The organism is Paralcaligenes ureilyticus (assembly GCF_004346225.1).
Classification (GTDB): Bacteria; Pseudomonadota; Gammaproteobacteria; order Burkholderiales; family Burkholderiaceae_B; genus Paralcaligenes; species Paralcaligenes ureilyticus.
Genome location: NZ_SMAJ01000003.1, coordinates 388683 through 414027, shown reverse-complemented (window position 1 = coordinate 414027; position 25345 = coordinate 388683). Strand labels below are relative to the sequence as shown.

The 25345-nt window shown below is 58.6% G+C and carries 24 protein-coding genes and 1 tRNA gene; 8 read left to right on the top strand and 17 right to left on the bottom strand.

The window, feature by feature from the left end; translation table 11 throughout:
- Positions 1-75: 75 nt before the first annotated feature.
- The 6 genes from EDC26_RS06505 to cysS all read right to left on the bottom strand — a co-directional run bounded on the left by EDC26_RS06505 (position 76) and on the right by cysS (position 6251).
- A tRNA-Ser gene (locus tag EDC26_RS06505) sits at positions 76-168 on the bottom strand.
- Between the two features lie 118 nt (positions 169-286).
- On the bottom strand, positions 287-1549 hold the full coding sequence (locus tag EDC26_RS06500) for an aspartate kinase (protein WP_132580613.1): 1263 nt from the start codon (positions 1547-1549) through the stop codon (positions 287-289).
- A gap of 586 nt (positions 1550-2135) precedes the next feature.
- On the bottom strand, positions 2136-3098 hold the full coding sequence (gene tilS / locus EDC26_RS06495; RefSeq protein ID WP_425012376.1) for a tRNA lysidine(34) synthetase TilS: 963 nt from the start codon (positions 3096-3098) through the stop codon (positions 2136-2138).
- Positions 3099-3141: 43 nt separating this feature from the next.
- Positions 3142-4107 carry an acetyl-CoA carboxylase carboxyltransferase subunit alpha gene (locus EDC26_RS06490; protein ID WP_132580609.1) on the bottom strand — a complete coding sequence of 322 codons (966 nt, stop codon included), beginning with the start codon at positions 4105-4107 and terminating at the stop codon, positions 3142-3144.
- Between the two features lie 34 nt (positions 4108-4141).
- On the bottom strand, positions 4142-4786 hold the full coding sequence (locus EDC26_RS06485) for a DNA-3-methyladenine glycosylase family protein (protein ID WP_425012374.1): 645 nt from the start codon (positions 4784-4786) through the stop codon (positions 4142-4144).
- A gap of 16 nt (positions 4787-4802) precedes the next feature.
- On the bottom strand, positions 4803-6251 hold the full coding sequence (gene cysS / locus EDC26_RS06480) for a cysteine--tRNA ligase (RefSeq protein WP_132580605.1): 1449 nt from the start codon (positions 6249-6251) through the stop codon (positions 4803-4805).
- A 184-nt stretch (positions 6252-6435) separates the two neighbouring features.
- Here cysS and EDC26_RS06475 point away from each other — a divergent pair, with 184 nt between their 5' ends.
- The 3 genes from EDC26_RS06475 (at position 6436) to EDC26_RS06465 (ending at position 8670) form a co-directional block, all read left to right on the top strand.
- Positions 6436-7218 carry a tetratricopeptide repeat protein gene (locus EDC26_RS06475; RefSeq protein ID WP_243700808.1) on the top strand — a complete coding sequence of 261 codons (783 nt, stop codon included), beginning with the start codon at positions 6436-6438 and terminating at the stop codon, positions 7216-7218.
- 176 nt (positions 7219-7394) lie between these two features.
- On the top strand, positions 7395-7904 hold the full coding sequence (locus EDC26_RS06470; protein ID WP_132580810.1) for a peptidylprolyl isomerase: 510 nt from the start codon (positions 7395-7397) through the stop codon (positions 7902-7904).
- Entirely contained in the window at positions 7897-8670 is a 774-nt protein-coding gene (locus EDC26_RS06465) for a UDP-2,3-diacylglucosamine diphosphatase (RefSeq protein WP_132580603.1), read from the top strand. The genes EDC26_RS06470 and EDC26_RS06465 overlap by 8 nt, the downstream gene beginning before the upstream one ends.
- 280 nt (positions 8671-8950) lie before the next feature.
- On the opposite strand, the gene EDC26_RS06460 is transcribed toward EDC26_RS06465, so the two are convergent.
- The 3 genes from EDC26_RS06460 to EDC26_RS06450 form a co-directional block, all read right to left on the bottom strand.
- Positions 8951-9808 (bottom strand): undecaprenyl-diphosphate phosphatase, encoded by an 858-nt coding sequence (locus EDC26_RS06460; protein ID WP_132580601.1) that lies wholly within the window; start codon positions 9806-9808, stop codon positions 8951-8953.
- A 27-nt stretch (positions 9809-9835) separates the two neighbouring features.
- Positions 9836-11404, bottom strand: a complete 1569-nt coding sequence (locus EDC26_RS06455; RefSeq protein ID WP_132580599.1) for a TerC family protein — start codon at positions 11402-11404, stop codon at positions 9836-9838.
- 84 nt (positions 11405-11488) lie between these two features.
- A complete protein-coding gene (locus tag EDC26_RS06450) occupies positions 11489-12280 on the bottom strand; it encodes an inositol monophosphatase family protein (RefSeq protein ID WP_132580597.1) in 792 nt (263 codons plus the stop codon).
- 105 nt (positions 12281-12385) lie between these two features.
- Here EDC26_RS06450 and EDC26_RS06445 point away from each other — a divergent pair, with 105 nt between their 5' ends.
- Positions 12386-13159, top strand: coding sequence for an RNA methyltransferase (locus EDC26_RS06445; protein ID WP_132580595.1), 774 nt, complete (start codon positions 12386-12388; stop codon positions 13157-13159).
- A gap of 12 nt (positions 13160-13171) precedes the next feature.
- Entirely contained in the window at positions 13172-14095 is a 924-nt protein-coding gene (gene cysE / locus EDC26_RS06440; protein ID WP_132580593.1) for a serine O-acetyltransferase, read from the top strand.
- 122 nt (positions 14096-14217) lie between these two features.
- Here the strand turns inward: cysE and EDC26_RS06435 are convergent, their stop codons facing one another.
- From EDC26_RS06435 to EDC26_RS06410, 6 genes are all read right to left on the bottom strand, one after another.
- On the bottom strand, positions 14218-14856 hold the full coding sequence (locus tag EDC26_RS06435; RefSeq protein WP_132580591.1) for a 3-oxoacid CoA-transferase subunit B: 639 nt from the start codon (positions 14854-14856) through the stop codon (positions 14218-14220).
- Positions 14853-15527 carry a 3-oxoacid CoA-transferase subunit A gene (locus tag EDC26_RS06430; RefSeq protein ID WP_132580589.1) on the bottom strand — a complete coding sequence of 225 codons (675 nt, stop codon included), beginning with the start codon at positions 15525-15527 and terminating at the stop codon, positions 14853-14855. Before EDC26_RS06430 ends, EDC26_RS06435 begins: the two co-directional genes overlap by 4 nt.
- A gap of 22 nt (positions 15528-15549) precedes the next feature.
- A complete protein-coding gene (locus EDC26_RS06425) occupies positions 15550-16452 on the bottom strand; it encodes a tripartite tricarboxylate transporter substrate binding protein (protein ID WP_243700817.1) in 903 nt (300 codons plus the stop codon).
- Positions 16453-17129: 677 nt separating this feature from the next.
- On the bottom strand, positions 17130-17963 hold the full coding sequence (locus tag EDC26_RS06420; protein ID WP_132580585.1) for a mechanosensitive ion channel family protein: 834 nt from the start codon (positions 17961-17963) through the stop codon (positions 17130-17132).
- Between the two features lies 1 nt (position 17964).
- A complete protein-coding gene (locus EDC26_RS06415; protein WP_132580583.1) occupies positions 17965-19608 on the bottom strand; it encodes a 3-(methylthio)propionyl-CoA ligase in 1644 nt (547 codons plus the stop codon).
- 416 nt (positions 19609-20024) lie between these two features.
- A complete protein-coding gene (locus tag EDC26_RS06410; protein ID WP_132580581.1) occupies positions 20025-20648 on the bottom strand; it encodes a class I SAM-dependent methyltransferase in 624 nt (207 codons plus the stop codon).
- A 96-nt stretch (positions 20649-20744) separates the two neighbouring features.
- Between EDC26_RS06410 and EDC26_RS06405 the strand changes: the two genes are divergently transcribed.
- Together EDC26_RS06405 and EDC26_RS06400 are read left to right on the top strand one after the other, a co-directional pair.
- The gene (locus EDC26_RS06405) at positions 20745-21734 is read left to right on the top strand and encodes an LLM class flavin-dependent oxidoreductase (RefSeq protein WP_132580579.1); all 990 of its coding nucleotides are present in this window, start codon (positions 20745-20747) and stop codon (positions 21732-21734) included.
- 12 nt (positions 21735-21746) lie between these two features.
- The gene (locus EDC26_RS06400) at positions 21747-22595 is read left to right on the top strand and encodes a 4'-phosphopantetheinyl transferase family protein (protein ID WP_132580577.1); all 849 of its coding nucleotides are present in this window, start codon (positions 21747-21749) and stop codon (positions 22593-22595) included.
- Positions 22596-22686: 91 nt separating this feature from the next.
- On the opposite strand, the gene rocF is transcribed toward EDC26_RS06400, so the two are convergent.
- Both rocF and EDC26_RS06390 read right to left on the bottom strand, forming a co-directional pair.
- Positions 22687-23610: an arginase gene (rocF, locus tag EDC26_RS06395; RefSeq protein ID WP_132580575.1), complete on the bottom strand. Its 924-nt coding sequence runs from the start codon at positions 23608-23610 to the stop codon at positions 22687-22689.
- The gene (locus EDC26_RS06390) at positions 23610-24728 is read right to left on the bottom strand and encodes an ornithine cyclodeaminase (RefSeq protein WP_132580573.1); all 1119 of its coding nucleotides are present in this window, start codon (positions 24726-24728) and stop codon (positions 23610-23612) included. The genes rocF and EDC26_RS06390 overlap by 1 nt, the downstream gene beginning before the upstream one ends.
- 160 nt (positions 24729-24888) lie before the next feature.
- Here EDC26_RS06390 and EDC26_RS06385 point away from each other — a divergent pair, with 160 nt between their 5' ends.
- Positions 24889-25314: an Lrp/AsnC family transcriptional regulator gene (locus EDC26_RS06385; protein ID WP_132580571.1), complete on the top strand. Its 426-nt coding sequence runs from the start codon at positions 24889-24891 to the stop codon at positions 25312-25314.
- Positions 25315-25345 lie beyond the last annotated feature (31 nt).

Genomic DNA, 25345 nt, shown 5'->3' with positions numbered 1-25345 from the left:
AGACAACAAAAAACCCGCAGAGCGAATAACTGTGCGGGTTTCGTGTTTGGTAATGCAGGGTACTGAAGTCTAAACTGGCGGAGACGGAGGGATTCGAACCCTCGATGCGGGTATAAGCCGCATGCTCCCTTAGCAGGGGAGTACCTTCAACCACTCGGCCACGTCTCCGAAAAGAGTCTGCGATTCTAACACGCTAACCAAGCGCTTGTCAGACGATGGCACCCACAAGGGGTGCCGCTACGGAATGTCGACTCGGATACCCACGGAATGTCGAGGCGCCCTGCCCTTACGCCTCGCTCTTGTCCTCATCCAGATGAAAGGCCTTGTGCAGGGCGCGCACGGCCAGTTCCATATACTTATCGTTGATGATCACCGACGTTTTGATTTCGCTGGTGCTGATCATCTGGATATTGATGCCCTCTTCGGACAGCGTGCGGAACATCAGGCTAGCAACCCCAACGTGGCTGCGCATGCCTATGCCCACAATCGACACTTTGCATACCTTGTCGTCGGAGACGATTTCGCCTGCGCCCACCGCCGGGCCGATCTGGTTATTGAGCAGATCCAGCGTACGCACAAAATCGTTGCGATTAACGGTGAATGAAAAATCGGTAGTGCCTCTGACCGACTGATTCTGCAAAATCATGTCGACGTCGATGTTGGCGGCGGCAACAGGCCCCAATATTGAATACGCCACCCCCGGAATATCGGGGACCGACAGCAAAGTAACCTTGGCTTCGTCGCGGCTAAAGGCGATGCCCGATACGACAGCGGCTTCCATTTTCTGGTCTTCCTCAAAAGTAATTAGGGTGCCTGAAGTCATTTCTTCTTCAAGCGGTAACAAAGGATCGGTCAGCGACGACAAAACACGCACAGGAACGCGATATTTGCCCGCGAACTCCACCGAACGGATTTGCAGCACCTTGGAGCCCAGCGATGCCATCTCCAGCATTTCTTCGAAAGACACCACAGTCATGCGCCGCGCTTCGGGCACCACTCGCGGGTCGGTGGTGTAGACGCCGTCAACATCCGTAAATATCAGGCATTCGTCGGCTTTGATAGCCGCCGCCACGGCAACGGCCGAAGTATCCGAGCCGCCCCGCCCCAGGGTCGTGATATTGCCCCCCTCATCCATACCCTGAAAGCCTGTCACGATCACGACCCGGCCCAGATCCAGATCGGCAAGCAAGCGCGTGTCGTCAATGGAGCGAATACGCGCCTTGGTGTAGGAAGAATCGGTCAATACCGGCACTTGCCAGCCGGTATAGCTGCGCGCCGGCACGCCCTGCGACAGCAAAGCCATGGCCAGCAAGGCGCTACTGGCCTGCTCGCCCGTGGACGCCAGCATATCGAGCTCGCGCCCATCGGGCTGCGGATTGATTTCTTTGGCCAGGCCCAACAGGCGATTGGTTTCGCCCGACATGGCCGAGGGCACCACTACCACCCGGTGACCCGCGGCGTGCCATTTGGCGACGCGCCGCGCCACGTTTTGAATGCGCTCAACCGAGCCCATCGACGTGCCACCATATTTGTGAACGATCAGGGACATCTTCTACTCTGCATGAAGGAAACTGTCTTGAGACAGACAAAGTCAATCATTTTAGCGTCTTTTCAAAGACTTAGCTTGATGTTGTCAGTGTCTCGGGAATACCTGCAGGGGTCGCCGACTAAGTGACGATGGCACCCACAAGGGGTGCCGCTACAAAAACGTACGCGTCGCTAACGTGGCGGCAGCCCTTGTGCCTGCCAAAGCGTTGAAAACCGGGGCGGTATTTAAAACGCCGATGGCAGCCACAAGGGCTGCCGCTACAATCGGCTACGCGAGCGTCGTGGGCGGTTAAGGTGGGGCGGGCGATTCGGGCTCGCCGCGTGCAGGGCCGGCTTCGGGGATGCAAGGCGTGCGCTGTTCGAGTGGGACGATTGCGGATAGCCCAGTGGGCTATTCGCCCCACGAGTTCGCACGCCGCCCCGAAGCCGGCCCTGCGCGCGGGAAGTCATGGCGCAGCCATGACCGTGACCGTCAGAGCCCGAACTACCTTAACTGACCACGACGCGGGGCTAGAAGGTTCTAGGCAAGATAACGTTAATGCGAAAGGACGAATGCCACCCACAAGGGGTGGCGCTACAGGCTGCCGCTACAGCATGACACGGCCAAGCCGGCAACGTATTGTCGTGGTTCCGTGCCTGACTTGCATCTGCCTGTCGTGCCCCAACGCATGCAAGCCCCGCATTTGGCGCATCAGATCCTGCAATCGCGCATCGGTCGGCATGCGCTGGGCGCACAAGGCCAGCCAGTATCGCAGCACCAGCGCCTGCCGCGGAGGCGACAGGCGACGCCAGGCGGCCAGCGAAAAACTGCGGCGGTCCGCCGCCGGCTCCAGCAAGGCAAAGTCGGCGGCCGCCACCTCATCAAGAATCTGCTGTGCCTCGCCGCTCAAACGGGCATGGCGCACCAGATTGCCCTGCCACCCCGGCCAGCGCGCATCCAGCTCGGGCGTCAGGCGCGTACGCAATGCGGCGCGTGTATACCGATCGTCGGCATTGCTGGGGTCGACCACCGCCTGCCAGCCGCTAAGCTCAAAAAAAAGCTTGGCCTGCATCAAAATACTCGCGCGGCCCACATCCAGCCAAGGGCGCAGATAGCTCAGACCCCCACGATTCGAGTACGGGGCCATGGCGGCCAGACCGCCCGGCCCAGCGCCTCGCAACAGCCTGAGCAACACCGTTTCGGCCTGATCATTACGATGATGGGCAAGAAAAATATGTTTCACACCCGTTAACTGCGCAAGTTGGGAGAAAGCGTCGTAGCGTGCATCGCGCGCCGCAGACTCCATGCCGTCGCCTTGCGACACGTCGACCTGCGCCATAATGCTGTGGCAAGGCACGTCCAGCCGCCACGCAAGATCGTGCACGTGTGCCTGCCATTGATCGGCCACACATTGCAACCCGTGATGAACATGAAAGAAATGCAGTGGTATGGCGTGCGCGCGGGCAAACAGAGTGCAATGCACGGCGAGCATAGCCGAATCGGCGCCGCCGCTGACCCCAACGCCCAAAGCGCCAGGCGTTGCCGGCAAGCCGGCCATCGACCGGGCAATAGCGTCGACCAGAGCGGTCGAGCCAAACCCGGTCAAATCAATGCTACGCACGAGTCTCCTGGAAGCGGCCATAGGTCATCAAGCGCTGCAGACGATGATCGACCAATTGCTCGGCCGACATACCCGACAGCTGGCGCAGCGAATCAGCCAAGGCGCGCCCAAGTTGACGCGCCATCATGACGGGATCGCGATGGGCGCCGCCCACCGGCTCATTGACGATCCGATCGATCAGGCCCAGCTCTTTCAGGCGCGGCGCAGTAATGGCCAAAGCCTCGGCGGCAACCGGCGCCTTGTCGGCGCTGCGCCATAGAATCGAGGCGCAGCCTTCGGGCGAAATCACGGCATAAGTCGAATATTGCAGCATCATGACCACATTGCCCACCGCAATCGCCAGCGCGCCGCCTGAACCTCCCTCGCCGATAATCGTGGAAATAATGGGAACTTTGAGTTCCGCCATGGCATAAAGGTTATGGCCGATGGCCTGAGACTGGCCGCGCTCTTCGGCGCCTATGCCAGGATAGGCGCCCGGGGTGTCGACAAAGGTAAATACCGGCAGCCGGAACTTTTCGGCCAGGCGCATCAGGCGCAAGGCCTTGCGATAGCCCTCCGGGCGGGGCATTCCGAAGTTGCGCATCGCACGCTCTTTGGTGTCGCGCCCTTTTTGATGGCCAATCACCATGCAGGGCGTGCCATTGAAACGCGCCGGCCCCCCGACAATCGACAGATCATCGGCATACATGCGATCGCCATGCAATTCATGAAAATCGGTGAACATCTCTCGAACATAGTCGAAGGTATAAGGCCGCTGGGGGTGACGCGCCACCAGCGCGGTTTGCCACGGCGTAAGCTTGGAATAGATGTTCTTGGCCAGGGTCTGGCTTTTTTGCTGCAAACGTCCCACTTCTTCGGAGATATCCACCGCCGAATCAGTCTGAACAAAACGCAGCTGCTCGATCTTGTTCTCAAGCTCGGCCAAGGGCTGTTCAAATTCGAGGAAGGTATTACGCATAAATACAGGTTTCCGGACGGTTGAATAACTCTGTTTAGTACTGAACGGCGACGGGGTCAAGGCTGCGCCATAAATACCAGGTGGCAACGGTGCGCCACGGGGCCCAGGCGGCGGCCACCTCGCGGGCTTCAAAACGCGAAACGGGCTCGCCGCTGAAATAGTGTAACGAAATCGCCCGCAACAAGCCGACATCGTCGAGCGGCAAAACATCGGGGCGCTGCAAATTAAAGATCAGAAACATCTCTGCTGTCCAGCGCCCCACGCCACGAATCGCGCACAGCTCAGCCACAACGGCCTCGTCGTCCATGGTGGCCCACGCCGCCGGGCGAATCCTCTTTTCGGCAAAGTGACGCGCCAGATCGTGGATATATTCGGCCTTGCGCTTGGATAAGCCCGTTTCGCGCAGAACGCCTTCGTCCAGCTCCAGAACGGCGTTGGGAGTAAGCCGGCTGCCACACTGCGCCGTAAACCGCCCCCATACCGAATCGGCCGCCTTGACCGAAACTTGCTGGCCGATGACTGCACGCGCCAAGGTGACGAATGGGGTGGCCCTGGGAGCCAGCCACTCGGTCGTCAGCTTGGGGATGACCTTCCTTAATATGCGATCGCGCTTCATGAGATGCGCCGAAGCCTCATCCCAAAAATGTGGCTTGTCGGCCGCCGTACCTGCGGATTGAATCGTCATTTCCCTCCCCTTAGGCGCGGCGCCATTGTGTGACGCCGCCAGGTTTATCTTCAAGCTCGATGCCGGCATCGCGCAACTGGGTACGCAACTGATCGGCGCGGGCAAAATTGCGCTCTTTCTTGGCGGCCGCGCGCGCGTCGATCAACGCCTGGATCGATTCGCTCGAGAGCGTATCGGCGGCGGCGCCGCCTCGCTGGTAACGGCTCGACGTCTGCAAATAGGCAGCCGGGTCGGACTGCAGAAGCCCCAGGATACTCCCTAGCTCGCGCAACAAGCCCGATGCCTGGGCCGATCCGGTTCTATTTGCTTCGGAAGCCAGCTCGAACAGGACCGCAACCGCACCCGAAGAGTTGAAATCATCATCCATGGCCGCGCGAAAAGCGTGCGCGGCTGGCTGCTCCCAATCAATCTTCACCCGCACGGGCGGCACGTTTTGCAAGGTTTGATATAAACGATCAAGCGCATTCTGTGCGTCGAGCAGGTTTTCAGGCGTGTAATTCTGCACGCTTCGATAATGGTTGCGCACAATAAAAAAGCGCAACATCTGGGCCTCACGCAGATTGACCGGATAAGACGCGGCGTCATCCGGGCTTTGCGCGCCGCCAGAAATCGTTTCCCTGATGGTGCGAAAGTTGCCCAGCGACTTCGACATTTTGTCGGCGTCCACCATTAATGGGCCGCAATGCATCCAGACTTGCGCAAGCTGACCGCCAAAGGCCCCTTCGGACTGGGCAATCTCGTTTTCATGATGGGGAAACTTAAGGTCGGGACCACCGCCGTGGATATCCAATGGCAGCCCGAGCAGTTCCCTGCTCATGGCCGAACATTCGATATGCCAGCCGGGGCGCCCCAGACCATAGGGCGATTCCCACTTGGACTCGGGGGGTTCGTCGGCCTTGGCCGATTTCCACAGGACAAAATCCAGCGGGTCCCGCTTCGCCGTAGCCACGGCCACGCGCTCGCCGGCCCGCAGGTCGTCGAGGGACTTCCCCGACAATTTGCCGTAACCCGGAAACGCCCGCACCGCGTAATTGACATCGCCATCGTCGGATTGATACGCCAGAGCCTTTTCCTCCAGACGCTTGATAATCTCGATCATGCCGCCCACATGCTGCGTCGCCCGCGGCTCATGATCGGGCGGCTCTACCTCCAGCGCCCGCTCATCGGCATGCATGGCATCAATGTAAAACTCGGTAACCTCGCCCAGGCGTCGATGTGTTTGCACCGCCCGGCGTATTATTTTGTCGTCAATGTCGGTGATATTGCGCACATAATTGACCTGATAGCCGCTGGCGCGCAGCCAGCGCTGCGCCACGTCGAAGCTGACCAGCATGCGTGCATGACCCAAATGGCAGAAATCATAGACTGTCATTCCGCAAACATACATGCGAACCCGACCAGGCTCGATGGTCTTCAAAGGCTCCTTGAGGCGAGAAAGGGTGTTATAAATGTGCAGCATGTGCGGGTCGCGGATCTCTGATGAAACTATGATTTAACGCCTTAGCCGCCGCATACTCAATGCCAAAAACTCGTATCGGGCGTCGGGCCGGGCTAAAATGTTGGTCGACAAGTATAGCAAGCACGAAAAATTCATCGCGTGATCCCGCTAAACTAAGCCCTTTATTGATATAGGTACGTGGCCTGTGTTTCAAACCCTAGGTAGTCTTTCTGCAACCCTCGCCCTGCTGGCCGGCAGCCTCGCCGGTGCCGCCGCCTCGGCCCAAACGCCTGTGGCCGGACTGCAACCTTACGTCAACCTGGATGCGACCATGTCGCCCTCGGGCATGGGTAGTCCGCGAGCCATGGTGCCGCAATCCCTGCCGCTCTCGGTGCGCCTGGACAATCGGGCCGGCGCCGCGCCCGGCGACAAACTGTTTAAAGAGGCTCCTGCCAAAGACGGCGGCTGGCAGGGCCTGGCCAATGTGCTCCAGGCACTGACACCCAGCGTCGACACCGATATCCCGCTGTCTGCATCGCAAATTACCGATCGCATCAATACCATGCTTAATCAGGGGCGCAATCAGGCGGCCCTGGACATTATCGAAAAACGCCAGGCGCAGGAGCAAGCCGGCGCAATGATAGGCACCGACGTGCAATTGCTGTTTCTACACGCACGGGCGCTTGCGGCCCTTGGGCGCACAAACGAAGCCATCAAGATGTATAGCGACATGACCACGCTTTACCCCGAGCTGCCCGAGCCCTGGAATAATCTGGCAGCCTTGTACATCAAACAAGGCAAACTGGAAATGGCCCGCGATGCGCTGACCATGGCGCTGACGGCCAACCCCAAATATTCCGTGGCCCAGGCCAATATGGGACAAGTGCAACTTATGCTCGCCCGCCAATCTTTCGACAACGCCGCTAAATTGGGTCAGTCAAGTGCCCGCGCCAAGGCCGAACAGACCCAGGCCATACTGAAAAAATAACCCGAATCACCGTTATGAACAGCCACACCTCTTCAATGCAAATTTTATCCATTATTACCCGCGTCCTGAGCCATTCAGCCCGCACTTTCAGTTTTGTTTGCGCAATGTCGCTCGCCCTGGCATCGGGCGGCGCGGCGCAGGCAACGTCTTCAATCCCCACTCAAGGCAAATCCGTAATGAGCACAAATCCTCGCGTCAAACTGCACACCAATATGGGCGATATGGTTATTGCCCTGGATGCTGAAAAAGCTCCCAAAACCGTGGCCAACTTCCTGAGCTACGTCAACGAAGGCTTTTACGACGGCACGATTTTCCATCGCGTTATCAGCAACTTCATGGTTCAAGGTGGTGGATTCGAGCCAGGGATGAAACAAAAACAAACCCACGCGCCGGTGGACAACGAGGCCAACAACGGCCTTAAAAACGATATGTACACACTGGCCATGGCCCGCACCAGCGACCCGCATTCGGCCACAGCACAGTTTTTTATCAATGTCGCCAATAACGAATTCCTGAACTACACCGCGCCCACACCCAACGGCTGGGGCTACGCGGTGTTTGGCAAGGTCGTCGAAGGCACCGATGTGGTCGACAAGATCAAGGCCGTCAAAACCGGCAACAAGGGCTTCCACCAAGATGTGCCCGTTGAAGATGTGGTTATCGAGAAAGCCACGGTCATTGAATAAGCTGCGGCTTGCGGGTTCAGTCTGGCTTGCCTCGGATATTCATCTGGGGCCCCAAACGCCCGCCACACAGCGCGCCTTTCACGCCTTTCTCGATCAGGCCTGCACCGAGGCCGACTCCCTGCTTTTATGCGGCGACATTTTCGATGCCTGGATAGGCGACGATCTGGCGCTGGCTGCCCCGCCTCAATGGCTTGCGCAAACCCTGCAAAAACTGAGCCAGGTCGCCGCAGCCATCCCGCTTTGGATAGGACGGGGAAACCGCGATTTTCTGATGGGCGCCGAATTGGCAAAACACCTGGGCGCCCATTTGCTGCCCGATGCCTGCTGCCTGGATACCGACCACGGCGACATACTGCTTAGCCACGGCGATGAATACTGTACAGACGATCACGCCTACCAGCGCTTTCGGCGCATTGTGCGCAACCGGGCAATACAGCGCCTGTTTCTGTCATTGAGTTTGAACGTGCGCCGCAAGATCGCCCTGTGGGCGCGAAGCCGCAGCATGGCCGCCAATCGGTATAAGGCAACCCATATCATGGATGTGGCGCCCAACGCCATCGCACACGCTTTCAACACCACGGGCATCCGCACCATGGTGCACGGCCACACTCACCGCCCGGCGTTCCATTCCGTACAGATCGGCACACAAACCTGCACCCGGATCGTGTTGCCCGATTGGGACTACGACCATGCAATACCGCCGCGCGGCGGCTGGCTATGCGTCAATCGGAACGGCCCGCAATTTTGCTACCCGCCGGCACGCTAGGGCATTTTTGGTTGAAGTGCTTACGGAACTGAACGCGTTTCGATCGCGCTTTTTTTGAGCCGTTTTGGGTGATGAGGTCATTCTATTAAGACGCCGCAGGGCGAGGGGTGGGTACCCTCAAACATGGCCCGCCGGCAGCCCCCGCCTTCCCTTCGTCGGCATCCGGAGCACGCCTTACGCCGGCCCCGCCCCGGCCCCCATAGACGGCGTCTTCAGAGACCAATACGTCCAGCCAAATACCCAAGCATCCCATGCCGCATACCGTTTGGCCAAAAACGCTCTAAATAAACGATAGCCAGACCAGCACCACTAGCCCCAGCGCAATCCGGTACCAGGCAAAAGGACGATAGGTATGGTTGCCAACGAAGCGCAGAACGGCGCGCACCACCACCAGGGCACTCACAAACGCCGCGACCAAGCCGATAGCAATGGCGGTGGTTTCCTGGCTGGACAACAGGCCGCCATGCTTGTACAAATCGTAGACGGTCGCCGCAAGCATCGTAGGCATCGCCAGAAAAAAAGAGAATTCGGTGGCCGTCTTGCGTTGTATCCCCGCCATCATTCCGCCGATAATGGTAGCGCCCGAACGGGAAGTGCCGGGCACCATGGCCAGGCACTGGGCAAACCCCACGACCAAAGCCTGCTTCCAGGTGATTTCTTCCAGCGTGCGCGCCGACACATGCCGATTGGCCATGCTATCGTCGGCGCCAAGCTCCTGTTTGGAAAAATGCGGCCGGCGCTCGACCCACAGCATAATCAGGCCACCGATGATCAGGGTCACGACAAAAACGGCGGGGTGGTGAAACAACGCCTTGATGTATTTGATTGTCAGAGCACCTATCACTGCCGCAGGCAAAAAGGCGACCAGAAGGTTTCGCATAAACATCTGTTCGGCACGCGTGCCCCCCAAGGTGCCACGTATCAACTGCCACAAGCGCGCCCGAAACACCCACATGACCGCCAGAATCGAACCGAACTGGATCACGACTTCGAACACTTTGGCCGAGTTCGATGAAAAATGAATCCACTCGCCCACCAGCAGCAAATGAGCCGTGCTGGATACGGGGATAAACTCGGTCAAACCCTCGACAATGCCCAAAAACAGGGCTTTCAGGAAATAAAAAGTGGTGTCGGTCATACACACTCGCGATACGTGAATGCAGGGTTAATCGGCTTCGGATTCATCATTGATGACAGGCAGGCGCCGAATCTGCACGGTCGCGATACGGCGCCCATCCAACCGCAGCACTTTGAACTCGAACGTGGCGTAATGCTGCTTCAGTTCACAGAGATCCCCGGGCTCGGGCAAATGCCCGAAACGTTCCAGCAAATAGCCCGCCAGCGTGGAATAGCCTTCTTCTTCATCAACCAATCCTTCGGTATTGAGGACCTGCTCCAGATGATGCAAGTCTGCCGCACCATCGACGCGCCAGCGATCCTCGCTTTCGGCAATAATGTCGGGCGTTTCGTCTTCGTCGGGAAATTCGCCGGCGATGGTCTCGAAAACATCGATAGGCGTAACGACGCCCTCGATTTCACCGAATTCATCGGTCACCAGCACCAACTGGCCACGCGAGCGCTTCAACGTTTCCATCAAACGCAGGACGCCTATCGACTCATGCACAATGATGGGGTCGCGCAAACGCGACAGCTTGATGTTGCCATGGGTAATCAGGTCGGCAATCATTTCCTTGTCGCGCCCTATCCCTATTACCTCGTCGAGTTCGCCCCGGCATACCGGGAAAAAACTGTGCGGCGCCTTGGATATTTGCTGGCGCAAAACGATGGGGTCCTCGTCCAGATTGATCCAGGAAATATCGGAGCGCGGCGTCATGATCGAATGAATCGTGCGATCGGCCAGCGTCAACACGCCGCTGACCATATTGCGCTCTTCAACGCCAAATCCTTGCACCGGTCCTTCCGAGACCGGCGTCTCCTGCAGCGGACCCTCTATCGGGCGTTTGCCCAGCAGGCGCATGACGCCTTCGGCGGTTCGTTCACGCATGGGCCGGCGCGCGTCGGCGCGGCGCAGATTACGCCGCGCCAGCTGATTGAGAAATTCAATGCCTACCGAGAACGCGATGGCGGCATACAAATAGCCTTTGGGAACCGGAAAGTCGAAGCCTTCAGCCAGCAGCGAAAAGCCGATCATCAACAAAAATCCCAGGCACAGAACGACAACAGTTTGGTGTGTATTGACAAAATGCGTCAGGGGCTTGGACGCCACCAGCATGATGCCTATGGCAATCGTCACGGCCAGCATCATGATGGCCAGATGGTCGACCATACCCACTGCGGTAATCACCGCGTCGATCGAGAACACCGCATCGAGGATCACGATTTGCGTGACGATCACCCAAAAGCTTGCATGCAGGCGCGAGGCGGACATATTCACGGTGCGGCCATCGATGCGCTCGTGCAACTCGAGCGTGCCTTTGAAAATCAGGAAGAAGCCGCCCGCAATCAGGATCAGATCGCGCCCCGAAAAACCCAGGCCGCCAAGCGAGAACAAGGGCGTGGTCAGCTTGATCAGCCACGACATGACCGCAAGCAACAGCAAGCGCATGAGCAGCGCCAACGACAACCCTATTACCCGGGCGCGATCGCGCAAGGCTGGCGGCAGTTTCTCCACCAGAATGGCAATAAAAACCAAATTATCAATCCCCAGGACTATTTCAAGTACAACCAGGGTTAACAAGCCGACCCATGCCGACGGGTCCAGCATCCACTCCATCAGGGTGCTCCATTAATGGCAAAAAAATTGATTATCACCGGTTGGCGTGGCACGCGCTTGCGGCAACAGGCCACACAGGCCATTTCAAGGCTGGATATGAGCCATCATCTGAGTAAATATCTTGGGGCTGCCAGCCAGCACATTGCCGCTTTCCATCCAGCCCTGTTCGCCATCGAAATCGGCGATCAGGCCGCCAGCCTCAAGCACCAGCAAGCTGCCCGCGGCCATATCCCACGGTTTTATGTTAACGCCGCAAAAACCATCGAAGCGGCCACTGGCCACATAGGCCAAATCCAGTACGGTCGACCCGACACGGCGCGCGCTGGCGCATTCTGACAGCAGGCCGGTGAAACGGCCCGATATCGTATTGCCTCCGGCCGAACCAGGCACATGGGCGCTAAGCAATGCGTCGTGATAGCGGATTTGGCCCGACACACGAACACGGCGATCATTCATAAAGGCGCCGCCACCGCGGCTGGCGGTGAACATTTCGTTGCGCGACGGATCGTAAACCACGGCCTGAGTGACCTGGCCGCGATGCAGCAGGGCTATTGATGTCGCATAAACGGGAAAACCGTGAATGAAATTGGTCGTGCCGTCCAGCGGGTCGATAATCCATTGGAATTCGCACGAATCATCGGCGTTTTGACCCGGGGCCAGGTGGGTGCCTGACTCTTCGCCCAGAAAACCATGGCTCGGGTAAGCCGTGCGTAAAATGTCGATAATTGCCTCTTCCGCCGCTTGGTCGACTTCCGTGACATAATCTTTAGGCCCTTTGCGCGCTACTTGCAAGCGTTCCAGATCGAGACTGGCGCGGTTGATAATCGCGCCGGCACGGCGTGCCGCCTTAATGGCGGTATTGAGCATCGGGTGCATAAAATTCCGTATTAAACAAAAAGATCGAAGGTACACAATTAGCCATTTCTGGCTATAAACAAGGCCTGAACAACTCGGGCCGCACCGCTAAAACAGCTATTTTAAATGACTCAGGCATTTTCACGCGTTCGCTTCATTATGGTTCACCCCAGCCACCCCGGAAACGTCGGCGCCGCAGCACGCGCCATCAAAACAATGGGATTTCACGATTTATGCCTGGTGGCGCCGCGCTACGCCGATGTACTCGACCTGCCCGAAGCCCATTCGCTGGCCAGCGGCGCAGGTGATGTGCTTGCCTCGGTGGCCATCGTCCCCACCCTGGCCCAGGCGCTCGCGCCGGTTACCATGGCCTTTGCGCTAACGGCCCGGGCGCGGATGCTGGGGCCGCCGCCCTGCGACATCCGCCAGGCCGCCGGCCTGAGCTGCGAGCATCTGAACCTTCACCCCGAAGGGCAAGTCGCTATTGTACTGGGCACCGAACGCTCCGGGCTCACCAATGACGATATCGCCCTGTGCCAGCGAATCTGCCATATTCCGGCCAACCCGGAATACAGCTCGCTCAACGTCGCCCAAGCTTTACAATTGGCGGCATGGGAGCTGCGTTATGCGCTCGCACTTGACGCCTCATTACCCCTGCTGCCGGTCACCCACGGCCACCCGCAAACCGGCAACGAACCGGCATCGGGGGAAAAAATCCAGGCACTCATGGCACACTGGGAGCAGGCGCTGGTCAGCGTGCAGTTTCTCGACCCCCATCACCCCAAAAAACTGATGCCGCGCATGCGCCATATGCTGGCCCGCAATGCGCTAACCAATGACGAAGCCGATATGTTGCGCGGCCTGTGCACGGCCATGATCAAGACGGCCGGGAAACGGTAAAATTCCACCATTATGCTGACACAACTTCGCGAAGACATCTCCTGCATTCTTGAGCGCGACCCGGCCGCTCGCAGCCGCATCGAGATCCTGACCTGCTATCCCGGGCTGCACGCCATCCTGATACACCGCCTGGCGCATGCGCTATGGCGCCGCAACTGGCTGTGGCTGGGGCGTTTCATATCTCATATAGGGCGTCTGCTGACCGGCATCGAGATCCACCCGGGGGCCCAGATCGGCCGCCGGGTATTTATCGATCACGGGTTTGGCGTGGTCATTGGCGAAACAGCGGTCATAGGCGACGACTGCACGATTTATCAGGGTGTCACTCTGGGCGGCACACGCCTGTATAAAGGCGAAAAACGCCACCCTACCCTGGAGCGTGGCGTGGTGGTGGGCGCCGGCGCGCAAATCCTGGGAGGCTTTACCGTGGGCGCCGAGGCTCACATCGGATCGAACGCCGTGGTGGTCAAGCCCGTTCCGGCCGGCGCGACCGCCGTGGGCAATCCGGCCCGCATCATCGTCAAACATGACGCCGACCAGGGCAAGCTCTACCGTGATCTGCCGCAAGACGCCGCAAGCGGCAGTTTGCCGCAAACCGGGCTCGGCCAAACCCCACACGATCCAGCCAGCGAAGACACCACCCGCTCGGCGCCCTCGCCCTGCGAATCAGACTGGAGCGCCCAGCCTTTGCAAGACCTGCTTCGAAACCAACACGACGAACACGCCGGACGCGCTGCCGGAGGGTTTGCTCCGTATGCGGTCGACCAGAACAACGACGACCCGCTCACCAAGGTGCTGCACGAGCTGATTAACCACGCCGCCAGCCAGGAACGGCGCATCGGCAAGCTTTGCAAGGCCATGGAAGAGCTGGGACAGCGTGTCGAAAACGGCCAGCCGCCGCTGGATGCCGAGCGTCTCAATCGCATGGTCGAATAAGGGGTTGGTTTTAAAAGAAACAGGGCTGGTTTTAATTGAAATGGCAGCCACAAAGGCCGCCGCTACACCCGCTACAGGTACGTTTTTGTAGCGGCACCCCTTGTGGGTGCCATCGCCCCGCGTCACGCCGCAACAACATCCAGCCCGGTCAATTTACGATAGGCGTCCAAGCCGGCGCCGGCCAGATCGTCGAGCAAAATAACCTGGCCGTTCTTCAGCTCAAACACGGCCACATCGGTATAGACACGCGATACGCAGCCTACACCCGTCAAGGGATACGTACAGCGTTCGACCAGTTTGCTTTGGCCGCCGCGCGTCAGCAATTCCATCAGCACATACACCGATTTGGCGCCCGTCGCCAAGTCCATGGCGCCGCCGACGGCCGGAATGGCATCGGGCTCGCCCGTGTGCCAATTGGCCAGGTCGCCGCTGCGCGACACCTGGAAGGCGCCCAGCACACAAACATCCAGATGCCCGCCACGCATCATTGCAAACGAATCGGCATGATGAAAAAACGCCCCACCTGCCAGCAGCGTGACGGGCTGCTTGCCCGCATTGGTCAAATCGGGATCTTCCTCGCCGGGCGCCGGCGGCGGCCCCATGCCTATCACCCCGTTCTCGCTGTGCAGCATGATCTCGCGATCGGCCGGCAAATAACTGGCCACGCGGGTGGGCAAGCCTATCCCCAGATTCACCACACTGCCTTCGGGGATGTCCTGGGCCACGCGCGCGGCCATTTGCTCGCGATTCAGACGATTCATTTCAACCCTCCGCCAACGGCGACCACGCGTTGCACAAACAGGCCCGGCGTCACAATGCTTTCCGGGTCGAGCGCCCCGAGTTCGACGATTTCACCGACCTGAACGATGGCCACTCTGGCCGCCGTCGCCATAATGGGCCCAAAATTGCGTGCCGTTTTGCGATACACCAAATTTCCCCATCGATCGGCGCGCAAGGCCTTGATAAGGGCGTAATCGGCATGCAGCGGATATTCAAGCAAATAATCGCGGCCGTTAATATGCCGCTGCTCCTTGCCCTGGGCCATCAAGGTCCCCACGCCGGTGGGTGTGTAAAACCCGCCTATGCCTGCGCCGGCGGCACGTATGCGCTCGGCCAGATTGCCCTGAGGAACCAGCTCGAGCTCCAGTTTGCCGGCACGATACAAGCTGTCGAACACATGCGAGTCAACCTGGCGCGGAAACGAGCAGATGACCTTGCGCACCCGGCCCGCCGCCAACAAGGCGGCCAACCCTGTATCGCCATTGCCCGCATTGTTATTCACAATGACCAGATCCCGGGCCCCTTGAGCAAGCAGCGCATCGATCAGCTCCACCGGCTGGCCGGCCAACCCAAAGCCACCCACCATCACGGTGGCTCCGTCCGGCATGTCGGCAACGGCATCCCGGACGCCAGCGAATAGTTTCGAAATCATGCGGCGTACACCCTGTGAATCATCAATCGACGGTAACGCCGGATGCCTTGACGACCTTGGCCCAGTTGACCACTTCGGACTGAATGAACTCGCCAAACTCCGCCGGCGTGGTCTTGACGGTAACGGCGCCCAGACCCTTGAGGCGGGCCTGGACGTCGCTCTTGTACAAGCCCTTCTCGATGGCGGCATTCAGCTTGTCCACCACGGCGGCCGGCGTCCCCTTGGGCGCCAGCACTCCAAACCACGACGATACGTCAAAGCCGGGGAAGCCGGATTCCTGCATGGTCGGCAGATCGGGCGCCGTTTTGGAGCGATCGCCGGTCGTTACCGCCAGGGCGCGCAGCTTGCCCGCCTGCACATGAGGCCATGCCGAAGGCATATTGTCGAACATGTACTGAACCTGACCGCCCATCAGATCGGTCAGGGCCGGCGCACTACCTTTGTAGGGCACGTGCAGCACGTCGATACCCGCCGATTGTTTGAACAGCTCGCCGGCCATATGTATGGATGTTCCCGTGCCCGACGAGGCAAAATTGAGCTTGCCCGGATGTGCTTTAGCATACGCGACCAATTCTTTCACGCTATGCACAGGCAGCTGGGGATTGACCACCAGCACGTTGGGCACCTTGGCCGCCAAGGCGACCGGCGCAAAATCCTTGATCAGATTGAAATGTATATTCTTGTATAAGGTTTGATTGATCGCGCTGGTGACCGCCACCATATACAGGGTATAGCCGTCGGGCTGAGCGCGGGCCGCCATTTCAGTCCCGATATTGCTGCCTGCGCCTGGGCGATTATCAACCACCACCGATTGACCCAGCTCCTGGCTGATCTCCTTGGCCACGATACGGGCCACCACATCGGTGGTGCCCCCGGCCGAAAAGCCCACGATCATCCGAATGGGATGATCGGGATAAGCGGCCATTGCGCCGGCGGACAAACCCAGCCCGCCTGAAACAACGACTGCCGCGGTCAACGCCTTGGCGATACCGGATATTTTCTTGTTTAGCACCACATTCCTCTCCTGGTTTAGCATCCCTGCATGGGATGCTTTTTTTTAATTTGACAACTATAGGCCGGAAAAACCGATTTTAAACATAGCCCCACAAGCAACCGACATTCTATATCGCCCGCTGCGGCAGCCTAGCGCATTTTTGGCCAAACGGTATCCGGTGCGGGATGTTTTGGTGTATGGCTGGACGTTTTGGTATCTGAACACGCCGTCTATGGGGGCCGGGGCGGGACCGGCACACATCCCCCGGTGCATGTCACCAGCGCAGCCGCAGGGCGAGGGGTGGGTACCGTCCGGTCATTCGGCCAGCGCCGGGTGCTGACGAAGGGAAGGCGGGGGGTGTCGGCGGGCGCTGTTTGAGCGGAGCCTCGCGTGCGAGGCGTAGCGAGTTCGCCCGACGCCCGCCTGGACGAGGCAGACCCGGGCAGTCGGAGCGCGCAGCGCCCCGACCGCTGGACGGACCGGACGGTACCCACCCCTCGCCCTGCGGCGTCTTAATAGAATTACCCCCACCCAAAACACCAAAACGGCTCAAAAAAACAGCGACACGAAACACGTTCAGTTCCGTAAACACTTCAACCGAAAATGCCCTAAGCGCCTTGACCACCTGACGTCAGGGTTCGCACCTCGCGCACCGGTATCGGCAAATGCAAGCCGACATCTTCAAGCGCCTTGCGCGCCGACTGATACAGATCAAAATTCAGATCCCAGTAATCGCTGCTTTGAGCCCAGACGCGGATATTGATCATGACCGTACTGTCGCGATATTCATTGACCATGACTTGCGGTTTGGGTTCCGGCAACGCCAGCTTATGATGCCCGATCAACCCGCGTAATGTTTCCACGGCCAGATCCAGATCGTCGCCATAGCGGACCCCCACCTGGAAATCCAGACGCCTCGTGGCATTGCGGCTGTAATTGACGATAGGGTTGCCCCAAACCAGACTATTGGGCAGGGTAATCTGAATGCCGTCGGATTGCCGAAAGTGGGTCAGAAAAAGACCTACCTCTTCAACAGTCCCATCGGCCTTGCCCACCACCGAGACATACTCGCCGGCCCGCAAGGGGCGCAAGGCCAGCAGCATGATGCCCGCCGCAATATTCTGCAAAGTCCCTTGCAGGGCCAAACCGATGGCCAGGCCGGCAGCGCCCAAAACGGCGATAATGCTGGCCGTTTGCACGCCAAACCGCGCGAGAACCGCAATCAGGGTAAAGCCGCGTATCGTCCACACCACGATTGAACGCACGATAGGCACAATGGTCGGATCGATTCTCGATGAACGGGCGGCGGCCTTGCGCACCCCCGCACCCAGAACATCCGAAACCGCCCAGCCCACCACCAGCATGGCCAGCGCGATGATGAGATTCAAGCCTATCGAGTCCGGGCTGGCCACCCAGGACATAAACTCATGCATGCTATTCATCCTATTCAGCGTGGCCCGTCTGCGCCCCATTTTGCAAATAGTCGCGATAGCGCTCCCGCAATACGCGCTTTTGCATCTTGCCTGTCGCGGTCAGCGGCATTTCGTCAATAAACACCACAGCGTCGGGCAGCCACCACTTGGCAACCTTGCCCTGAAAAAACTGCAGCAACTGGGCAGCGTCGACCTGCTCACCCGGCTTTTTGACAACGACAAGAATCGGCCGCTCGTCCCACTTGGGATGAGCGGCCGCCACGCAAGCGGCCAGGAATACAGACGGATGCGCCATCGCGATATTTTCAATCTCGATCGACGAAATCCATTCGCCGCCGGATTTGATGACATCCTTGCTGCGATCGGTGATAAGCAAATAGCCGTCCGCATCGATCGTGGCAACGTCGCCGGTCCCAAACCAACCATGGCTCAGCGCCGACTTGCCGCTACCGAAATAAGAATCCAGCACCCAGTTGCCGCGCACTTCCAGATTGCCGAAAGTTTTACCATCCCAGGGCAATTCCTTGCCCTGATCGTCGGCAATCCGCATATCGATGCCGAACAAGGCCCGGCCCTGCCTGGCGGCGATAGCCGCCTGCTGCGCGTCGGAAAGCGCCTGGTGCTTGGGCATAGGCACACAAACCGTTCCAAGCGGCGATACTTCGGTCATTCCCCAGGCGTGGCGCACGGTTACACCGAAAGTTTCGAAATCGGCAATCATGGATGCCGAGCACGCTGAACCGCCAATGACCACGCGCCTGAACGAAGAGAAATGCCCATCGATCTTGTGAATGTGCGCCAACACGCCTTGCCAGACCGATGGGACACCCGCCGAAAAGGTCACGCCCTCGGCCTCGAACAGATTGTATAGGGTCTCCCCATCCAGTTGTGCTCCAGGCAAGACCAGCTTGGCCCCGTTCATAGGCGCCGTATAGGGCAAGCCCCAGGCGTTGACGTGGAACATGGGGACCAGCGGAGCCACGACCTCCTGCACCGAAATGCCCATGGCATTGGGCAAAGAGGCCGCATAGGCGTGCAGGACAGTCGACCGGTGCGAGTACAGCACGCCTTTGGGGTTCCCCGTCGTGCCCGAGGTATAACAAAGCCCCGCTGCCGCATTTTCATCAAAGCTGGGCCAGGCATACTGTGCGTCGCCTTCCTGCACCAGCGGTTCGTAGGCCCGCGCCTTGAACTGGGCCGCATCGGCCGCCGCCGTCGTATCTTCAAGCAAGATCCATTCTTGCACCGCCTTGCACCGATCTGCCAAAACCTGCACCAAAGGCAAAAACGCGGCATCGAAAAAAACCCGGCGATCATTGGCATCGTTAATAATGAAGGCGATCTGGTCAACATGCAAACGCGGATTGATCGTGTGGCACACCGCCCCCATCCCGGAGGCCGCATAATAAATTTCCAGATGACGGTACGAGTTCCACGCCAGGGTGCCGACGCGCTCGCCCCGGGCCAGCCCCGAACGTTCAAGGGCGCTTGCCAGCATGCGGGCACGCTGCTCGCACTGGGCATAGGTGTAGCGATGCATATGCCCCGAGCCCAAATGCGATACGACTTCCTGGGTCGCAGCGTAGCGTGCTGCATAACGAATAATCGACGAAATCAGCAAAGGCTGATTCATCATGGTGCCCATCTCCATCATCTTGTCTCCAGCGGCTTGTTTGAATATCTGTATTCTTATGCTCATTAGCCAAGCGCACAAGTACTTATCCACTTCCACTGTGGACAACATAACGGATAAGCTGGGCGCTACTGGTAAAACCACTTACAGATCAAGTAATTATTACGGGCGGATGAAAAACGCCCAAACAAGCAGAATCGGCCGATATTTCTCTGAAACCAAGGGCTTACCCCTAGCTCAAACAGTGAAGCAGCGACAATGGGCGAGGCTACCCGGCCCCTAAGCCTGATCTTCCCGACTTATCCACTCAAATTGTGGATAAGCGGCGGGAAAACTTCGTGATTACTGGAAATAGTTCTGTAATAACAGGGAATTAAACAAATCGCGCGAAAATCAACCAAGCCATTTGGCATAGGTCAATTGGCCTATGGACAACTTCACCTGCGCCACACGCTGGCCAGCCAATGCTGCTGTTCGCGCGGCAGGCCCGCCGGGCGGTAATAATGTTCAAGCTCCAGAAATCCGGCCGCAACCATGACCGCACGCCAGGACTCCAGGTCGTGATACACGCCATATCGGCCTGCGTTCCAGCCCTCTTCGTTATGTCCGCGAGGATTCGAACTGAACAAGACGCCGCCCGGCTTTAGCGTCGCCCGCAATTGCCCAAGCACCTGCGGCAACAATGCGGTCGGCACATGAAATAACGACGCGTTGGCAAACACCCCGTCGAAACTCGCGTCGGGTAGATCGAGATTGAGAAAATCCTGCTGCCAGACCTCGCAGCCCGACTCGGCGCGGGCCATGGCCACAAACGATTCAGTGCCGTCCAGGCCAACCGGGATATGCCCAAGCTTTACAAAAGCCTTGAGGTCACGCCCAGGCCCACAGCCAAAATCCAGAATACGATAAGGAGGTTCGGCGGCAATATGTCGCAGCAGCGCGGCAATGTTCTGCGTCACGTCATGATCGCGCGTTCCTTCGCGAAAACTCTCGGCGCGCTGGCGGTAGTAGCCCAGAGTCGTTTCGCTGACCCGCTTGATGTTTTGCACAGGATCCGTCATATCAAGAATTATTCCCAATGCGTCCATATAATGGCCGATTAACCGCACTGTAACGCCGTCAGGCCTTAAGCGCCGAATCGGTTACCATCATCGCCCATGATTCCCTTTTCCATTCTTGACCTCTCCCCCATCACCGAAGGCAGCGACGCGGCACAATCATTTCGCAACTCGCTCGAACTTGCGCGGCTCGGCGAGCGCCTGGGTTTTAACCGATACTGGCTGGCCGAGCATCACGGCATGCCCGGCATCGCCAGCGCAGCGACAGCCGTGCTCATCGCCCACATTGCCGCGGGCACGTCAACGATACGCGTGGGCGCCGGCGGCATCATGCTTCCCAATCACGCTCCGCTGGTCATTGCCGAGCAGTTCGGTACCCTGGCATCGCTCCACCCCGGCCGCATCGATCTCGGTCTTGGGCGCGCGCCAGGCTCCAACCAAACGACGTCGCGCGCCTTGCGCCGGACACTGGAGACCGACTCGGATGCATTCCCGCAGGACGTGCTGGAGCTAATGGATTATTTTTCACCCGAACCCCAACAAGCCGTACGCGCCGTTCCGGGTACAGGGCTGAACGTGCCCGTGTGGATACTGGGCTCCAGCCTGTTCGGCGCGCAACTGGCGGCGGCGCTGGGCTTGCCGTACGCATTTGCTTCGCACTTCGCGCCGCAGCAAATGATGCAGGCCATCGAGGTTTACCGCAGTCACTTCAAACCGTCCGCGCGTCTGCAAAAGCCCTATGTCATGCTGGGCTTCAATGCTTTTGCTGCCGATACCGATGGGGATGCCCAGCAACTTGCCACATCGGCGCAACAATCGTTCGTCAATTCCCGCAGTGGCCGTCCATCGCAACTGCCGCCGCCCGAACCCGACTACTTAAGCCGGATTGGCCCTCAGGGGCGCGCATTGCTCGAACAGATCCTGTCGTGTTCGGCTATCGGCTCGCCCGAAACCGTCGCACAACAATTAAAGGCATTCATCGCCGCCACGGGCGCCGACGAGCTGATGATCACCTCACAAATATTCGATCACCGGGCCCGTTTGCGTTCGTACCAGATTGTCGCGGATGTACACGCTGCGTTAAATTGACGCTTGCCGACCATGCCCGCGCCCGGTTTCCAGCTTGCCTCTGACGATTGTCATGTATGGACGCTGCCGCTCGAACAGCCTCCCAAGGTACTGGAACAGTTGCGGTGCAGCCTGTCGCAAGAGGAAATACGCCGCGCCGACCGATATCGCTTCGCCCAGCAGCGCCGGCAGTTCATTCTGACGCGAGGCGCGCTGCGGGGGCTACTGGGATGTTATCTGGATATGGCGCCCGAACACTGCCGCATCACATTGAGCGAATCCGGCAAGCCGGAGCTGGCTGCCACACCTTTCGAGCACCGCCCGGACGTTTCGCGTTCACGCGATCGAAGCCTGATGCACCCTGACGATGTATCCGCCGACGTCGCACACGCAAGCGATCAAACCAAGGGCCAACCCATGGAGCACACCGTACGCTTTAACGTCGCACACGCTGGTGACCAAGCGCTTATTGCGATCGCACGCGATGTGCAAGTCGGTGTGGATATTGAGCTGCTCCGGCCGCTGGATGAACGGCAAGCGTTGGTTGACATGATTCTTTCGCCAACGGAAAAAGAACGCTGGCAGTTGCTTTCTGAAGAGATGCGAATCCGCGCATTTTACGTACTATGGACCCGCAAGGAAGCTGTCGCAAAGGCAATAGGACAGGGTTTGTTGATGGAATTGAACACGCTGGGGGTGAGCTTCGAGCCTGGCCTGCCCGCAACACTGCTGGAAATTCCTGAAATGTACGGCAGGCCGCAAGACTGGACGCTCGTTGCGCTGGATGCCGCTGCTGAGTATGCCGCCGCACTGGCGGCGCCTGCGCGCGGGATTCGTGTCGTGCAAAAAACCTGGCACCCACAAGGGGTGCCGCTACATTAGCAACAGATACGTATTTGTGGCGGCAGATACGTATTTGCGGGGGCGGATACGTATTTGTAGCGGCACCCCTCGTGGGTGCCATCTCCCCCCATCACCTGCCCATCAACGTGCTTTTGCCAAACAGGCTTTCAATCAGGTCGACGGCAAGCTCGGCGGTCTGGTTGCGCACATCAAACGCGGGATTGAGCTCCACAATATCCAGCGAAGACAGGCAGCCCGTATCGGCCAGCATTTCCATGCACAACTGGGCCTCGCGATAAGAAGGCCCGCCACGTACGGTGGTTGCCACGCCGGGAGCGATGTCCGGATCCAGGAAGTCCACGTCGAAGCTGACGTGCAAATGCACCCCATCGTCGATATCACGCAGCGCCGACCGCATCACCTGACGCATACCCAGTTCGTCGACGGCACGCATATCGAAGACTTCGATGCCCGCCTCGTGCACCAATCGTTTCTCGCCCTCGTCGACGCTACGGACGCCGACCTGGCGAATCTGCTCGGACGACAGAGCGGGAACATGCCCGCTCATCCGCACGAGTTTTTCAGGACCGTAGCCGCACAGGCAGGCAACCGGCATACCATGGACGTTCCCGGACGGCGTAATGGCAGCCGTATTGAAATCGACATGCGCATCCAGCCAAAGCACCCTCAACAACCGACCCTGCTCGCGGCAACGGCGGGCCACGGCACTGATTGAACCGATACCCAGACAATGATCTCCGCCCAGAACCAAGGGCAAGCGGCCCTTCGACAGCTCTGTATAAACAGCGTCATGCAACAGGTGATTCCATTGCACGACCTCATTCAGATGACGAAAGCCGTCGACCGGGGGCAGAGAGGGATTGGCCGGGCCGCTGATATTGCCGCAATCTCGCACCGGTACGCCAAGACGGCCAAGCGCCTGCGCGATACCCGCCACGCGCAACGCCTCCGGGCCCATGCTGGAGCCACGGCGGCTGGCCCCCACATCGGTCGGAGCGCCAATCAGGCTGACTGTCTTCTGCTTTTCCGCCATTAACCCAATTCCTCTTCCATCTGGGGTTGCGCAGACCCGGCCAGTGGGTTCACAACCGGAGCAACACCCGGGCGAATCATGCCAAACAAATTTTTGGGGTCGCTCAAATCGGGCACAATCTCGATGAATTCGCCAATATCGAGTTTATACGCCATATCGCGCACAAAACGTAATGCCGAAAAATCTTCAAGCGCAAAGCCAACTGAATCAAATACAGTAATCTGACCGGGACGGGTACGGCCCGGCATAGTGCCTTGAAGCACCTGCCAGAACTCGGTAACCGGAAAATCGGCCGGCATGCGCTGCAACTCACCTTCGACACGTGTTTGCGGTTCGTACTCGACAAAAACCGGACCGAGCGCCAACACGGCAGGGTCGAGCTCGGTCTTGCCCGGACAATCGCCCCCAACGGCATTGATATGCATACCGGGCTCGATCATCTCTGCCGTCAAAACGCTCGCATGAGCGCGGTTGGCGGTAACGGTAGTAACGATATCGGCACCGTGAACAGCCTGGGCAACACTGTCGCAAACCGAAAGCATCAGCCCGTCACCATGCAAATTGCGCACGAGTTTCTCGGTTGCCCGGACATCGACATCAAAGAGGCGAAATTCATTTATGCCCAACAAATAATGAAATGCCAGCGCCTGGAATTCAGCCTGCGCACCGTTGCCGATCAGCGCCATGCACCGACTGTCGGGCCGGGCCAGCTCCCGGCCGAACATGGCCGAGGTTGCCGCCGTGCGCAACGCCGTCGTCAGCGTCAGTTCGCTGATCAACTCGACCGCTCCGCTATCTACATCGGCCAATGCCCCAAAAGCCATCACCGTCGGCAAACCAAGAGCGGTATTGCCGGGATGGCCGTTGACGCATTTAAAACCATAGGTCTTATCGTCGGCGATCGGCATAAGCTCAATCACGCCCAGCCGAGAATACTTTGCGATACGTGCCGATTTGTCGAAAGCGCCCCAACGCAAATAATCGGCGCGCAGGTATTGAAGTAATTGCGCAAAACAAAACTCCAGGCCCTGCTTGTGCACAATGGCTGCAATATCGCGGCAATTCAAAAACCGCGTTTTGACGGATACGGCCGCTCGGGGGTTGAGTCGATAAGTCATAGGCTGCCTCCTGGCAAGAAAAATCAGATCCGCCGGCAACGGCGTTGAACAAATGGCACTGTGAGTTTGACGTACACACGACTCAATGTATATCGTCAATAATGCTATCTTTTCAGCAATTTTTTACCATTTAGTCAATAATTTATGGCAATATGGCTATATGGACGCGACCGATCAGGCTCTTATTTCATATTTGCGTAAAAACGCACGTATCAACGTGGCCACTCTGGCTAAAAAATTGGGCGTATCGCGCGGCACGATTACCAACCGCATTGCCAAGCTTGAAGATGCCGGCATTATCGTGGGCTACACCGTGCGCCTGCGACCCGACGTGCAACCCAATGAAATTCGCGCATGGATGAGTATTGCCATCGAAGGCAACGAAACCCGGCTGGTGATTGCCAGCCTGATGGGCGAGCCCGGAGTCGCCGTACTGCACGACACTAACGGCCGCTGGGATCTATTGGCTGAATTGCGCGCGCAAAATCTCTCCGAACTGTCTCAAGTGCTGGAACGCATCCGCCTGATTCGCGGCATCAGCAATACCGAAACCAGTTTTCATCTGCAGACCTACCGCTTGTCGTGACGATTTGTAGCGGCACCCCTTGTGGGTGCCA

Coding starts and splice junctions, on each gene's coding strand:
- EDC26_RS06500 (WP_132580613.1), bottom strand. CDS start 1,549: ATGTCCCTGATCGTTCACAAATATGGTGGCACGTCGATGGGCTCGGTT.
- EDC26_RS06490 (WP_132580609.1), bottom strand. CDS start 4,107: ATGCGTAATACCTTCCTCGAATTTGAACAGCCCTTGGCCGAGCTTGAG.
- cysS (WP_132580605.1), bottom strand. CDS start 6,251: ATGCTGCACATTTATAACACCCTTTCTCGCCTCAAGGAGCCTTTGAAG.
- EDC26_RS06470 (WP_132580810.1), top strand. CDS start 7,395: ATGAGCACAAATCCTCGCGTCAAACTGCACACCAATATGGGCGATATG.
- EDC26_RS06460 (WP_132580601.1), bottom strand. CDS start 9,808: ATGACCGACACCACTTTTTATTTCCTGAAAGCCCTGTTTTTGGGCATT.
- EDC26_RS06455 (WP_132580599.1), bottom strand. CDS start 11,404: ATGGAGTGGATGCTGGACCCGTCGGCATGGGTCGGCTTGTTAACCCTG.
- EDC26_RS06450 (WP_132580597.1), bottom strand. CDS start 12,280: ATGCACCCGATGCTCAATACCGCCATTAAGGCGGCACGCCGTGCCGGC.
- EDC26_RS06445 (WP_132580595.1), top strand. CDS start 12,386: ATGACTCAGGCATTTTCACGCGTTCGCTTCATTATGGTTCACCCCAGC.
- cysE (WP_132580593.1), top strand. CDS start 13,172: ATGCTGACACAACTTCGCGAAGACATCTCCTGCATTCTTGAGCGCGAC.
- EDC26_RS06435 (WP_132580591.1), bottom strand. CDS start 14,856: ATGAATCGTCTGAATCGCGAGCAAATGGCCGCGCGCGTGGCCCAGGAC.
- EDC26_RS06430 (WP_132580589.1), bottom strand. CDS start 15,527: ATGATTTCGAAACTATTCGCTGGCGTCCGGGATGCCGTTGCCGACATG.
- EDC26_RS06425 (WP_243700817.1), bottom strand. CDS start 16,452: ATGGCCGCTTATCCCGATCATCCCATTCGGATGATCGTGGGCTTTTCG.
- EDC26_RS06420 (WP_132580585.1), bottom strand. CDS start 17,963: ATGAATAGCATGCATGAGTTTATGTCCTGGGTGGCCAGCCCGGACTCG.
- EDC26_RS06415 (WP_132580583.1), bottom strand. CDS start 19,608: ATGATGGAGATGGGCACCATGATGAATCAGCCTTTGCTGATTTCGTCG.
- EDC26_RS06410 (WP_132580581.1), bottom strand. CDS start 20,648: ATGACGGATCCTGTGCAAAACATCAAGCGGGTCAGCGAAACGACTCTG.
- EDC26_RS06405 (WP_132580579.1), top strand. CDS start 20,745: ATGATTCCCTTTTCCATTCTTGACCTCTCCCCCATCACCGAAGGCAGC.
- EDC26_RS06400 (WP_132580577.1), top strand. CDS start 21,747: ATGCCCGCGCCCGGTTTCCAGCTTGCCTCTGACGATTGTCATGTATGG.
- rocF (WP_132580575.1), bottom strand. CDS start 23,610: ATGGCGGAAAAGCAGAAGACAGTCAGCCTGATTGGCGCTCCGACCGAT.
- EDC26_RS06390 (WP_132580573.1), bottom strand. CDS start 24,728: ATGACTTATCGACTCAACCCCCGAGCGGCCGTATCCGTCAAAACGCGG.
- EDC26_RS06385 (WP_132580571.1), top strand. CDS start 24,889: ATGGACGCGACCGATCAGGCTCTTATTTCATATTTGCGTAAAAACGCA.